This window comes from Nocardioides sp. BE266 (genome assembly GCF_031457855.1).
In the GTDB taxonomy this organism is placed as follows: domain Bacteria; phylum Actinomycetota; class Actinomycetes; order Propionibacteriales; family Nocardioidaceae; genus Nocardioides.
Genome location: NZ_JAURTI010000006.1, coordinates 278,584 through 291,383, shown reverse-complemented (window position 1 = coordinate 291,383; position 12,800 = coordinate 278,584). Strand labels below are relative to the sequence as shown.

12 protein-coding genes are annotated in these 12,800 nt (G+C 71.6%); 5 read left to right on the top strand and 7 right to left on the bottom strand.

What is annotated here, in order from left to right:
• Positions 1-54 precede the first annotated feature (54 nt).
• The 4 genes from J2X46_RS19370 to J2X46_RS19355 all read right to left on the bottom strand — a co-directional run bounded on the left by J2X46_RS19370 (position 55) and on the right by J2X46_RS19355 (position 4,096).
• Positions 55-1,680 (bottom strand): heme peroxidase family protein, encoded by a 1,626-nt coding sequence (locus tag J2X46_RS19370; protein WP_310253459.1) that lies wholly within the window; start codon positions 1,678-1,680, stop codon positions 55-57.
• Between the two features lie 65 nt (positions 1,681-1,745).
• Complete coding sequence (locus tag J2X46_RS19365; RefSeq protein ID WP_310253458.1) at positions 1,746-2,360, bottom strand: TetR family transcriptional regulator; 615 nt, start codon at positions 2,358-2,360, stop codon at positions 1,746-1,748.
• Positions 2,357-3,148, bottom strand: coding sequence for a sugar phosphate isomerase/epimerase (locus J2X46_RS19360; RefSeq protein ID WP_310253457.1), 792 nt, complete (start codon positions 3,146-3,148; stop codon positions 2,357-2,359). Before J2X46_RS19360 ends, J2X46_RS19365 begins: the two co-directional genes overlap by 4 nt.
• Positions 3,149-3,151: 3 nt before the next feature.
• Positions 3,152-4,096 carry a Ppx/GppA phosphatase family protein gene (locus tag J2X46_RS19355; protein ID WP_310253455.1) on the bottom strand — a complete coding sequence of 315 codons (945 nt, stop codon included), beginning with the start codon at positions 4,094-4,096 and terminating at the stop codon, positions 3,152-3,154.
• A 26-nt stretch (positions 4,097-4,122) separates the two neighbouring features.
• Between J2X46_RS19355 and J2X46_RS19350 the strand changes: the two genes are divergently transcribed.
• The 3 genes from J2X46_RS19350 to J2X46_RS19340 all read left to right on the top strand — a co-directional run bounded on the left by J2X46_RS19350 (position 4,123) and on the right by J2X46_RS19340 (position 6,394).
• A complete protein-coding gene (locus tag J2X46_RS19350; RefSeq protein WP_310253452.1) occupies positions 4,123-4,884 on the top strand; it encodes a hypothetical protein in 762 nt (253 codons plus the stop codon).
• 80 nt (positions 4,885-4,964) lie between these two features.
• Positions 4,965-5,603: a VOC family protein gene (locus J2X46_RS19345; protein ID WP_310253450.1), complete on the top strand. Its 639-nt coding sequence runs from the start codon at positions 4,965-4,967 to the stop codon at positions 5,601-5,603.
• A 107-nt stretch (positions 5,604-5,710) separates the two neighbouring features.
• On the top strand, positions 5,711-6,394 hold the full coding sequence (locus J2X46_RS19340; RefSeq protein ID WP_310253448.1) for a class I SAM-dependent methyltransferase: 684 nt from the start codon (positions 5,711-5,713) through the stop codon (positions 6,392-6,394).
• Here the strand turns inward: J2X46_RS19340 and J2X46_RS19335 are convergent.
• From J2X46_RS19335 to J2X46_RS19325, 3 genes are all read right to left on the bottom strand, one after another.
• On the bottom strand, positions 6,391-7,656 hold the full coding sequence (locus J2X46_RS19335) for a hypothetical protein (protein WP_310253446.1): 1,266 nt from the start codon (positions 7,654-7,656) through the stop codon (positions 6,391-6,393). The two genes, J2X46_RS19340 and J2X46_RS19335, sit on opposite strands and share 4 nt — an antisense overlap.
• Complete coding sequence (locus J2X46_RS19330; RefSeq protein WP_310253444.1) at positions 7,653-8,159, bottom strand: SigE family RNA polymerase sigma factor; 507 nt, start codon at positions 8,157-8,159, stop codon at positions 7,653-7,655. The genes J2X46_RS19335 and J2X46_RS19330 overlap by 4 nt, the downstream gene beginning before the upstream one ends.
• 68 nt (positions 8,160-8,227) lie before the next feature.
• Positions 8,228-9,268 (bottom strand): LacI family DNA-binding transcriptional regulator, encoded by a 1,041-nt coding sequence (locus J2X46_RS19325; RefSeq protein WP_310253442.1) that lies wholly within the window; start codon positions 9,266-9,268, stop codon positions 8,228-8,230.
• A gap of 683 nt (positions 9,269-9,951) precedes the next feature.
• On the opposite strand from J2X46_RS19325, the gene radA reads away from it, so the two are divergent.
• Together radA and disA are read left to right on the top strand one after the other, a co-directional pair.
• Positions 9,952-11,346 carry a DNA repair protein RadA gene (gene radA / locus J2X46_RS19320; protein WP_310253441.1) on the top strand — a complete coding sequence of 465 codons (1,395 nt, stop codon included), beginning with the start codon at positions 9,952-9,954 and terminating at the stop codon, positions 11,344-11,346.
• A 67-nt stretch (positions 11,347-11,413) separates the two neighbouring features.
• Positions 11,414-12,496 carry a DNA integrity scanning diadenylate cyclase DisA gene (gene disA, locus J2X46_RS19315; RefSeq protein ID WP_310253440.1) on the top strand — a complete coding sequence of 361 codons (1,083 nt, stop codon included), beginning with the start codon at positions 11,414-11,416 and terminating at the stop codon, positions 12,494-12,496.
• The last annotated feature ends 304 nt before the right edge of the window (positions 12,497-12,800 follow it).

Sequence of the window (12,800 nt, the reverse complement as noted above, 5' to 3'; positions counted from 1 at the left end):
TAGGACACGTTCTCGCCCTGCAGAACGTGTCCCACGCACCGCTCCCCCCGAGCCTCAGTCCCCCAGCGGGGCGAGCAGGGCCTTCTGGCCCTCGAAGGCGAAGAAGAGCAGGTCGGCCATCCGGAAGCGCCCGTCCTTCTCGCCCAGGTCGGGCTTGAAGTTGGGGCTGCGGACGATCGAGTGGGTGCTGCCCTCCATCGCCCGGTGGAAGGTCTCGACCACCAGTCGCGCGCCGACACCGGTGAGGGTGCCGCCGTTGAGCTCGGCCTCGCGCAGGACGTAGAACCACAGCGGGGTGTCCTTGAGGAACGCCTCGCGCTGGGCGTCGGTGAGCCCGTCGAGCCTGGCCGAGCTCGGGCCGGAGCCGTCGCGGATCTGCGCCTTGGTCAGCGTCGTGACCGGGACGCCCTTCGACCGCAGCAACGCAGCCATCTGCTGGCCGCTCGCCAGCTTGAGCATCCGCGCCCGCACCAGGTTGCGGAAGGCGAGGTTGGCCTTGATCGTGTTGGCGTCGGCGTTCGTCCCGCCAAAGGATCCGATGGGAAGCCGCGCGAGCGGGTCGACGAGCCGGGTGTCGATCCGTCGGGCGAGGTTGAACTCCCCCGCCGGCGGCTTGAGCTCGCCGTGCCCGATCTGGGCGAAGCGGTACATCCGACGCCAGTCGGCGATCCAGTTCGAGGGCAGCGTCTTGTTGCCGCCCAGGTCGCCGCTGGTGCGCGAGAAGATGAAGAGGAAGTCGAGCGTGCCCGACCCGTTCTCGAAGCGGGCGTTCCAGTCGTAGCCCTCCCGGATCATCGAGTGCCCGAGCCGGAAGGCGGCGATCGAGAACTCGATCGGCATGGTCGGCATGGTCAGCGGATCGGCACCGGGGTCGACGACCTTGCGGCCGTTGGTGAAGACGTCGGTGACGACGCTGCCCTCGCAGATCCGCGGCAGGTAGTCGGTCTTGAGCATCCACTGGTAGTGGAGGACGACCTTGCGCCGCGCCTTCTCGAACCGGTCGGCCGGCAGCGTGCCCGGCCCGAGCCCGGCGACGACCCGGTTGTGGAAGCGGATCATCGCGGTGTGGGTCTGCGCGACGACGAGGTTCTCGTCGTTGCGGAAGTCCGGGATGTTGGCCTTCTGCGGCGCGTTCGTGCCGTCGTCGAGGCGCGGCAGGTCGAAGCCGACACGGGCCCCGTCGCCGGCGAACTTGGTCGTCTTGCCGATCTTCAACCGGGTCCGGTCGGCCTCGTAGAACGCGGACGAGACCGGGTCGAGCGGCCCGAAGCCGTAGACGCTGTCGAGGTCGAGCGTCGGCGAGCGCCCCTGCAGCAGGGCAGCCGGCGAGATGTTGTCGCCGAAGGCGACGTTGGTGTCGTCGAAGGTCAGGTCGTGGTCGACGAACTGGCCGAGGTAGGTGTAGCCGGCGGGGATGGTGCCGTCGACCTCGGACCCGCCGGTCATGGCGAGGGCGACCTTCTTCAGGGTGGCCTCGGGAAGTCGTACTCCCTGGGGGCCGAGACGGGAGAAGCGGAACGTGGGGGCTGCCTTCAAGGCGGGGCCGCTGGCGGCCGTGGTGTTGGCACGGGCAGTGACGGGCGGTACGGCGGCGGAGTCGGGTCCCACCACCCCTTCGCCCTCGATGAAGAAGCTCTCGCGCCCGTGGCGAGGCGTCCTTCCCTCCGGGATTGCTGGCATGCCCTCCACAGTGGTGCGGCGGGTCCCGCGGCGCATCGGTAGGACTGCGGATTCCTCCGAGCGGACTAGACGGGCTTGACGTCGCCCGCTTCCAGGTCGCCGGTCAGGTAGTGCTGGAGGACGGGTCCGACCCGGGCGACGACGTCCTCGGCCGGCATGAGGGCCATCGGTGGCAGCGCGAGCACGTAGCGCGCGACGATGAGGCCGATCACCTGGCTGACGACCAGCGGCACCCGCACCTCGGGCTGGTCCACCACGAGCTGGCCGACCACCGGCCCGACCACCACGGGGATGAAGCCCTCCTTGAGCAGTGTCCCCCCGTCCTCGTTGAGCACGGAGCGGACCACCGCGAGGAGCTGGCCCTGGATCTCGGGGTCGTCCCACACCGACAGGAACGTGCGCAGCAGCCGCTCACCGGCGCCGTCGGGCCCCATCTGCACGACGGGCGCGAGGAGCTCACGAGGGTCGACCGGCATCTCGAGGGCGGCGAGGAAGAGCTGGTCCTTGGAGCCGAAGTAGTGGTGGACGAGCGCCGGGTCGACGCCGGCGGAGGCCGCCACCGCGCGGATCGTGGTGGCACGGAAGCCCTTCTCGGCGAACGACGTCCGCGCCGCGTCGAGCACCTCGGCGCGGGTGTCCGGGGCGCCGGGGCGCCGGCCCCGGGACGTACGGGTGCTCACCGCGCGGTCACCCCGAGGTGGGCGCGGGCGAACTCCAGCGACTCGGCGAGGTCGGCCTCGCGCTCGGCGCGGTTGGCGGCGCGGCGGGTGTTGATCTCGAGGACGACGTGGCCGGAGAAGTCCGAGCGCGCGAGGTGCTTCAGGAACTCCTCGGCCTTCATCACGCCGCGCCCCGGCACGAGGTGCTCGTCCTTGGCCGATCCGGTGCCGTCGGTGAGGTGGATGTGCCGCAGGCTCTGGCCCATCCGCTCGGCCATCTCGATCACGTCGCTGCGCGCGATCGCGGCGTGCGAGAGGTCGATGGTGGTGTTGGCGTAGTCCTCCTCGCTGGGGTCCCAGCCGGGGACGTACATCTGCATGCCGCGGCGCGAGGACGCCCGCCACGGGTACATGTTCTCGACCGCGAACGCGATGCCGGTGCGCGCCTCGAGGGAGGCGACGCCCTCCACGAATCCGGCGGCGTAGTCCTTCTGCCACCGGAACGGCGGATGTACGACGACCACGTCGGCACCGACGGCCTCGGCCATCTCGGCGGACCGCTCGAGCTTGCCCCAGGGGTCGGTGCCCCAGACGCGCTGGGTGAAGAGCAGGCAGGGCGCGTGGACCGCGCAGATCGGCACGCCGTGGTGGTCGCTGAGCTTCTTCACGGCGTCGACCTGCTGGCTGAGGGAGTCGATGCCGACCATCACCTCCACGGCGTCGTACCCGAGCGAGGCGGCCCACCCGAAGGCGTGCGCGGTCGACTCGGGGTAGACCGAGGCGGTCGAGAGTCCGATCAGGGGGGCCATGGCTCAGCGGCGCCTGGCCACGACCGAGATCTGGTCGAGTCGTTCGAGGATGACGCCCTCACGCAGCGCCCACGGGCAGATCTCGAGCTCGGTGAGGTCGAAGATGTCCATGCACGCCTCGGCGACGAGGGCGCCCGGCACGATCTGGTGGGTGCGGCTCGGGGAGACGCCCGGCAGCTCGGCGAGCTCGTCGTCGGAGAGCTCCATGAGCTTCGGGATCCAGCTCGACAGCTCCTCGAGCTCGAGCACGCGCGGCACGAGCGGGCCGTCGCCGCTCGGCGCGGCACCGCAGATGCGGGCGAGCGATCGGAAGGTCTTCGACGTCGCCGCCGCCTTGTCGGGCACGCCGGGTCGCAGCAGGTGGCCGGCGTCGCGGGCGATCTCGGCACGGATCTGCTTGCGCAGCTCGCGGATGTCGTCGTCCGAGGGGCGACCGCCGTGGAACCACATCCGCGCCATCCGCGCAGCACCGAGCGGGAGCGACCAGGCCACGTCGGGCGCCTCGTCGGTGCCGCCGGCGATCTCCAGCGAGCCGCCGCCGATGTCGAAGACGGCCAGCCGGCCGGCCGACCAGCCGAACCAGCGGCGTACGGCCAGGAACGTCAGGCGCGCCTCGTCCTCGCCGGAGAGCACCTCCAGCGTGACGCCGCTGTGCTTCTCGACGTGCTCGAGGACCTCGTCGGAGTTGACCGAGTCGCGCACCGCGGAGGTCGCGAAGCCGAGCATCTCCTCGCAGCCCTTGTCCTCGGCGATCTCGGTCGCCGAGGCGCAGAAGTCGGTGAGGGCCTTGATGCCCTTCTTGGTGACCGCGCCGTCCTCGTCGAGGTGCTCGGCCAGGCGCAGCGGCTGCTTGTGCGACGACGCCGGGAGCGGGGCGGCGCCACCGTGCGCGTCCACCACCAGCAGGTGGCCGGTGTTGGATCCGATGTCGAGGACGCCCAGGCGCATACCCGCCACGCTACTAGGCTTTGGGTGTGCCCGAAGTCGACCTCGTGTTCCCCCGCGCATTCGTGGAGTTCGCCGATCCGGCCGACGAGACCCAGGTGTTCAAGTGCGACCTGACCTGGCTGACGTCGTCCTATCAGTGCATCTTCGGCCAGGGGTGCCAGGGCATCTACGCCGACGCCCCCGACGTGGGGTGCTGCACGCTCGGCGCGCACTTCGCCGACAAGGACGACGAGAAGCGGGTCGCCGGCTTCGTCGCGCAGCTCACCCCGGAGGACTGGCAGTTCCACCCCGGGCGCGCGGTGAAGAAGGCCGACTGGGTCGAGACCGACGACGAGGGTGAGCGCAAGACCCTCGCCATCGAGCACGACGGCCAGCAGGCGTGCGTGTTCCACAACCGCACCGACTTCGGCAGCGGCGCCGGCTGCGCGTTGCACGGGCTCGCCCTGCGTCAGGGCCGCAACCCCCTCGAGACCAAGCCCGACGTGTGCTGGCAGCTGCCGATCCGCCGGCAGTTCCGCACCGTCGAGGTACAGGACGGGACGTCGTACACCGAGGTCTCGATCGGCGAGTACGACCGACGCGGCTGGGGTCCGGGCGGCCACGACCTGGACTGGTACTGCTCGGGCAACACCGAGGCGCACGTGGCGCTCGAGCCGGTCTACGTGACCCACGAGGCCGAGCTGGTCGAGCTGATGGGGCGCGGAGGATACGCCGAATTGACCCGTCACTGCGAGGCCCATGTCAGGTCCCGGTCGGCCCTCGCGCTGCACCCCGCAGACCCTGGCTGAGGGCGCGTCTCAGAGTCTCGACGTCAAGAGAACACGACCCCGATGTCGCGATCGGGAGGTACCCGGCTCACAATCTCTGCATGCGCCTGGACCACGTCAGCTTCGCCGCCGGACCTGATGGACTTGCCAGCACCGCCCAGCGGCTTGGGGGGCTGCTCGGCACCGACTTCGTCGACGGTGGAGTCCACCCCCGCTTCGGCACCCGCAACATGATCCTTCCGCTGGCCGACGACACCTACATGGAGATCGTCGAGGTGCTCGACCACCCCGCCAGCGACAAGGCTCCCTTCGGACAGGCCGTGCGTGCGCGCTCGGCACTCGGCGGCGGCTGGATGGGATGGGTCGTCTCCGTCGGCGACATCGCCCCCATCGAGGCGCGACTGGGCCGCGAGTCGGTCAAGGGCAACCGCCACCGCCCCGACGGCACCGAGCTGCTCTGGAAGCAGATCGGCGTCAACGGCCTGATCTCCGACCCGCAGCTGCCCTTCTTCATCCAGTGGCAGTCGCCCACCGCGATGCACCCGAGCAACGGCGCCACCGGTGACTTCTCCCTGGCCTGCCTGGAGATCGCCGGCGACCCGCAGCGCGTCAGCGAGTGGCTCGGCGAGACCGTCGAGGCCCCGCTGGAGGACGTGAAGGTCGAGTGGGTCGCCCCCAACGGCACCCCCGGCATCGTCGCCGTCCAGCTCCAGACTCCCAACGGGCTCGTGCGCCTCTGACGTCTCCAGTGATCCCCGGTTGACCGGGGATTCCTGAAGTTGTCGGCCCTTGCAACGCCTGACAAGTTCAGCGATCCCCGGTTGACCGGGGATCACGAAAGCGTGAGATGAAGCCGCGGCCTTCACCGAACATCTGGAACACCCCCGAGCTCTACGAGCTCGAGAACCGGGCCGCCGACCCGCACGACCGCATCGTCGCCGCGATGCGCGAGCTCGGTGACTGGTCGGGCCGCACCCTGCTCGACATCGGCTGCGGCAGCGGCTTCCACCTGCCCCGGTGGGCGGAGGCGGCCGCGCAGGTCGTCGGCGTCGAGCCCCATCCGCCGCTGGCGGCGCTCGCCCGTCGTCGTACGCGCTCCCGGGCGAACGTGACGGTCCTCGACGGCATCGCGCAGGCGCTGCCGCTGCCCGACGCCTCCGTCGACATCGCGCACGCGCGGTGGGCCTACTTCTTCGGGCCCGGTTCCGAGCCCGGCCTGCGCGAGCTCGGCCGGGTCGTACGACGTGGGGGCACGGCGTTCGTCATCGACAACGACCCGACGCGGTCGACGTTCGGTGCGTGGTTCCGGCGCGGCTTCCCCGAGGTCGACCCCGAGGCGGTCGAGCGGTTCTGGTCGCTGCAGGGCTGGCGGCGCCGGCCCATCGACATGGGCTGGTCGTTCGCGACGCGCGCGGACCTCGAGGCCGTCGTCCGGATCGAGCTGCCGCCCGAGGCCGCCGAGGAGGCGCTGGCGTCGCACACCGGCACCGAGGTGGACTACGCCGTCAACCTCTGGTGGCGCGACTTCTAGGGCGCGGCGAACATCGACTCGGTAGTGCCCCACATCGTGGTCGTCACCCGCACGTCCTGCTCGTCACCGGCTCGCTCGCACGCGCCGGTCGACATCGTGCACCGCACCATCTGCACCGACTGGTCGAGGTGCTCGCCGATCGGGACCTGGTCGTCCCACTGGTCGACCACCGGCAGCAGGAAGCTGTCGGCGTCCTCCCACACCGCGCGACCGAGCCAGCGCTCGCCCCACGTCTCGACGACCTGCCGTGGCACGGAGATGCTGTGCCAGCTGCCGTCGTGGAGGTTCCACACCTCGGGGAGGTCGTCGGTGAGCAGCCACTGGTGGTCGGGTGACACGGCGAGGGCCTCGCCGAGGTAGCGGCCCATGCAGCCGGCGCCGTCGGACTGCCACTGCTCGTCGCGCAGCACCCACGACTGCACGCACGTGTCGGAGTTGTCGTCGGCGTAGTCGAAGTCGACGGCCAGGTCGGCCGGGTCGTCCTGGCTGATGTGGCCCTCGGGCGGGTCGACCTGCACGGTCGAGCCGTCTGCCCGGAGCAGCCAGCTCGTGCCGAACCCGCGGGTGAACGGCGCGCCCTCGTAGACCAGCCCGTCGGGCGTGAAGCCCACGACGCGGATCTCGGTGGCGTAGCCGTGCTCCACGTCGCCCGAGGGTGTGTGCGGGAGGTCGGTCACCGCCATCGTGGTGAGGTCCACTAGCCAGTCGCCGAGGGCGACCCGGGTGCCGTCGGCGGACACCGAGACCGCGGACGGCATGAAGCCTCCCGACGAGGTCCGGCTCACCGGCACCGTCCGCAGGCTGCCGTCAGCACCGAGCAGCGAGAGCGCGAGCCCGGTCTCGTCGTCGCCGGTCATCACCAGCCAGCCGTCGGCCACCGTGCGGGGTGGGACGGTGCGGTTCACCGAAGCGGGTACGTCGACGCGCCGCCCGTCGCTCCACAGCGCACCACCCTGGCCGAAGAACGGCAGCCCGGGGGCCGCGCCCTCGGGGAGCGAGCGCGCCCAGCTGATGCCGACCCGCCCGTTGGCTATGCCGGCGCCGTCGTCAGCGACGTGGCCGTCGGATCCTCGGGGTCCGTCGCCGGGCAGGAGCATCGCTCCCCCGACGACCGCGGCGACGGCCAACGCCACCCCCGCAGCCGTACGACGACGACGCCGGGCGCGGCCGCCGGAAAGGGCGGCGGCGGAGAGGCCGGGCGGGACGGTGGTGCCGTCCACTGCAGCGGTGAGCCGCTCGCGGAGCTGCGTGTCGTGGGTCATCGGGTCACTCCAGGAGTCTGGGAGGCGTCGGAGAGCTCGCGCAGCACGGCGAGGGCGCGGGAGGCGTGCGCCTTCACCGAGCCGGTGCTGCAGCCGAGCGCCTCGGCGATCTGCGCCTCGCTGAGGTCGTCGTAGTAGCGGAGCACCATCACCGCGCGCTGCCGCGGGGACAGCGACCGCAGCAGGGCGAAGACGTGGTCGCGGTCCTCGGGGCCGGCGTGGTGGACGGGCACGTCGGGGACCTCGTCGGTGACGACCTCGCCGCGGCGGGTGCGCTGCCGGGTGCGGTCGATCGCCGCGCGGGTCATGATCGAGCGGACGTAGGCCTCCTGCGCGTGCTTGCGCTGGATCCGCGGCCAGGCGACGTAGGCCTTCTCCAGGGCGGTCTGGAGGAGGTCCTCGGCGGCGTGCTGGTCACCCGCCGTCAGCAGCCGCGCGGTGCGCAGCAGCGCCGCGGACCGGGCGTCCACGAAGGCGACGAAGTCGTCGTCGCGTCGAGCCACGGCATCTCCTCGGGTCGGTGGGGCCTTCTGCCAGTGATGACGACGGCCGGCCCGGCTCGGTTGACCCGCTAGCTGGACTCGCGGATCGCGAGCGTCGGCTCGAGGAGCACGCCCCGCTCCTCCACGACCTGGTGCGACAGCAGCGCACGCAGGGCCTTGACGATCTCGACCGCCACGTCCTCGAGCGGTTGGCGTACGGACGTGAGGCCGACCGGGAAGACCTGCGCCACCTGGGAGTCGTCGAAGCCGACGACCGCGATGTCGGTGCCGGGCGCGAGCTGGCGGATCCAGAGCGTGTGGAGCACGCCCATCGCGAGGGTGTCGGACGCACAGACGAAGGCGGTGGGCTGCGACTCGTCGAGGAGGACGGCTGCGGCCTCGGCGCCGCTGTGCACGACATCCTCCACGCGCGAGGCGAGCCCGGTCGTGGAGAGGCCGTTGGCGTGCATGGTCTGCAGCCAGCCGGAGCGCCGGTCCTCGCCGATCGGGGAGTCCTTGCGCCAGCCGATCCAGGCGATGCGGGTGTGGCCGCGGTCGATGAGGTGCTGGGTGGCCAGCCGGATGCCGGCGGCTCCGTCGACGTCGACCCAGACGTGGCGGGCCTCCTCGTCGTCCCACGGGCGGCCGAAGGCGACGAAGGGGGCGCGCTGCTGGCTCAGCCAGGCCGCCTGCGGGTTGCCGAGGTAGGTGTCGGTGACGACGAAGGCGTCGACCGCGGTCGAGCGGAGCAGGTTGTCGTAGCCCCCGACCGGGTCCTCGTCGTCACCGGGGAAGAGCAGCACGTGGTAGCCGACCTCCTCGCTGGCCTCCACCAGCGAGTGGACGAACCGGTCCATCGCGGCGTTGGCGGTGCCCTCCTGGGCGGGGGCGAAGCGCAGGCCGATGAGGGAGGACGTGCGGGTGCGGAGGTTGCGTGCCGCGCGGTTGGGCGAGTAGCCGAGCTCGGCGATGGTCTGGCGGACCCGCTCCAGGGTGTCGGGGCGGAGCAGGTCGGGGTTGTTGACCGCGTTGGAGACCGTCTGGCGGGAGACGCCGGCGCGCTCGGCAACGTCCGCGAGCGTCGGAGGAGTGACCGGCAGCTGGCTGCCGACCCTCTCGTTGCGCCCCATGCCGGCACCCCCTTGATCGATCCAAGGCCGTCAGCATAAGCCGACGCCTGCGCGGCAAATGGACGAAGGGCCCTCGCGAGTATGAGTCGCAAGGGCCCTCCAGGTGACCGGATCATGTGACGACCTCCGGTCGATGCCTCTTCCTCGTTGGTCCCCGCGCCTGCGTCACCCAGTCACGGCGGCCGGTCGGCCGAAGCCTCCCGCCCGGATGGACCCTCGTCTCCGAGCCATCCCGCCTCCCCTTGCGGGGCGACGTGGGAGAAGTTCTACGTGGTCGGCGAGGGGCCGCGCAAGGGGTCCGGCGGCTCGATCTGCGGCGGTCTCGCTGTCCACGGGTCCGTCCACGGATGGGACGTCCTCGTCCCCAGCTGGACGGCGTACCGTCCACAGGTTCTGGCGGTGATCCACAGCCTGGGCGACTGCCTGTGGAGAAATGGTCCAGACCGGTTGGTGGGTCGGGACTGGGAGGATCCGGGTCATGAGGAGCACGTCCCGCGCCGTCCGGCTCGCCGGCCTGCTGGGGGTCCTCAGCACGGCGTCGTGCTCGGCAACGGCGCCGACCCCGCGATCCCCGACGGGAATGGTGTGAGCGCACGCGCGCACGCGTTTCGTCGAGATCGCGGCCCTGCTGTCCCGGAGACGCCTCCCCGGCGTTGTCGGTGCGGTCGCCTAGCGTGACGACCATGTCGACCAAGGCCAAGACGCGCTCCTCCTACCGCTGCTCCGAGTGCGGGTGGGAGACCGCGAAGTGGGTCGGCCGCTGCGGCGAGTGCCAGGCCTGGGGGTCCGTCGCCGAGGCCGGCACGCCGACGCTGCGCGCCGCAGCCGGTCCCGTCTCCACGCCCGCCGTGCCGATCGGCCAGGTCGCCATCACCGAGTCGGTGGCGCGCTCCAGCGGCGTGCCCGAGCTCGACCGCGTCCTCGGCGGCGGACTGGTGCCCGGCGCGGCGATCCTGCTCGCGGGCGAGCCCGGCGTCGGCAAGAGCACCCTGCTGCTCGAGGTGGCAGCGCAGACCGCCCGCACCCGGCAGCGCACCCTCTACGTCACCGGCGAGGAGTCCGCGGCCCAGGTGCGGCTGCGCGCCGACCGCACCGGCGGCGTCCACGACGAGCTGTTCCTCGCCGCGGAGACCGACCTCGGCGCCGTGCTGACCCACATCGAGGAAGTGCGACCGACGCTCCTGGTGGTCGACTCGGTCCAGACGATCGGCGCCTCCGGCATCGACGGCGTCCCCGGTGGCGTGACCCAGGTCAAGGAGGTCGCCGCCGCGCTGATCCGGGTCGCCAAGACGCGCAACATCACCACGATGCTCGTCGGCCACGTGACCAAGGACGGCTCGATCGCCGGCCCGCGCGTGCTCGAGCACCTCGTCGACGTCGTCCTCCACTTCGAGGGCGACCGCAACTCCCGTTTCCGCATGGTCCGCGCGATGAAGAACCGCTACGGCCCGGTCGACGAGGTCGGCTGCTTCGACCTCTCCTCCGAGGGCATCCAGGCCGTCACCGACCCCACCGGGCTCTTCGTCGAGCACCACACGCAGGACGTCGCCGGCACGTGCGTGGCCGTGACGATGGAGGGGCGCCGGCCGCTGCTGGCCGAGGTGCAGGCGCTCCTCACGCCGTCGCCGCTCGAGCGCCCACGTCGTACGGTCTCGGGGGTGGAGTCCTCCCGGGTCGACATCGTCATCGCGGTGCTCCAGCGCCACGCCCGGCTGCGGATCGCCGGCAGCGACACCTTCGTCGCCACGGTCGGCGGCGCGAAGCTGCACGACCCGGCCGCCGACCTGGCCATCGCGGTCGCCGTGGCGAGCTCCCACCTCGGCGTCCCGGCGCCGCGCGGAGCCGTCGCGATCGGGGAGATCGGTCTCGCCGGCGAGCTGCGCCGGGTGCGCGACCTCCCGCAGCGCATCTCGGAGGCCGCCCGGCTGGGGTTCAAGGTGGCGGTGGTCCCCCGCGGGCGCAGGCTGGCCAGCGAGCGCGGCATCCCCAGCCACCGCACGGTCGACGGGCTGCGGGTGATCGAGGTCGACGACGTGTTCGGAGCGCTCCTGACTCTCGAACTCACCCCGCCTCTCTGACCTCGGGCCCCTACACTTCACCCCGGACGGTGCACGGGGGTGCGCCGAGACGACTCGTGGAGGACCGGTGGCAGAGCGCATCGACGACCAGCTGCGGCTGCGCGCGACCCTGGCCTCGATCGCACCCGGCACTCCGCTGCGCGACGGGCTCGAGCGGATCCTCCGCGGCCGCACCGGCGCCCTGATCGTGCTGGGGCAGGACAAGACGGTCGACTCGATCTCCACGGGTGGGTTCACCCTCGACGTACCCTTCACCGCCACCGGCCTGCGCGAGCTGGCCAAGATGGACGGCGCGATCGTGGTCGACAAGGACATCACCCGCATCCACCGCGCCGCCGTCCACCTGATGCCCGACCACACCATCCCGTCGGAGGAGACCGGCACCCGGCACCGTACGGCGGAGCGGGTCGCCAAGCAGACCGGGCACCCGGTCATCTCGGTCTCGCAGTCCATGCAGATCATCGCGGCCTACGTCGGCGACATCCGTCACGTCCTCGAGGACTCCGGCAAGATCCTCTCCCGCGCCAACCAGGCCCTGGCCACGCTCGAGCGCTACAAGCTGCGCCTCGACGAGGTGTCCGCGACCCTGTCGGCACTCGAGATCGAGGACCTGGTCACCGTCCGTGACGTGGCCGTGGTCGCGCAGCGCCTCGAGATGGTCATCCGGATCGCCCGTGAGATCGAGGACTACGTCCTCGAGCTCGGCACCGACGGCCGCCTGCTCTCCCTCCAGCTCGAGGAGCTCGTCACCGGCGTCGACGCCGAGCGCGAGCTCGTGGTCCGCGACTACCTCCCCGGCGGTCGCCGCCGCCCGACCAACCCCGAGACCCAGCTCGCCGAGCTCGAGGCACTCTCGCCGACCGAGCTCGTCGACCCCGCGGCCGTGGCCCGCGCCATCGGTCTCGGCGGGGCCGAGCACCTCGACGCCGCGGTGGCCCCGCGCGGCTACCGCCTCCTCGCCAAGGTCCCGCGCCTCCCCGCCTCCGTCGTCGACCGGCTCGTCGAGCACTTCGGCGGCCTCCAGCAGCTGCTCTCCGCCGGCATCGACGACCTCCAGGCCGTCGAGGGCGTCGGCGAGCTCCGCGCTCGCAGCGTTCGCGAGGGCCTCTCCCGCCTCGCCGAGTCCAGCATCACCGAGCGCTACATCTGATGAGACGAGCAGCCGCGAGCGACGAAGAAGCTCGGGGCGTGGGCTCGGCCAGATTGAGCAAGCCCCGCCGCTGAGGCACGAAGCGGCGACGGGCGCGTCGAAATCCCTTGGGGAGGCAGAGGCTTTCGGAGGTTCGACGCCCGCCTCGCCGACGTACCCCTCCATCCACACGTGTCCGAGGAACTGCCCTCGAACCGTGGCGCGAAGGGCGGCATCTCGGACACGTGTCCGCCGCGAGCAAGGCGGCGGTGCGTTGAGACACGTTCTGACGGGCGAAGACCTGCGCCACGCATCGCTCGACCGA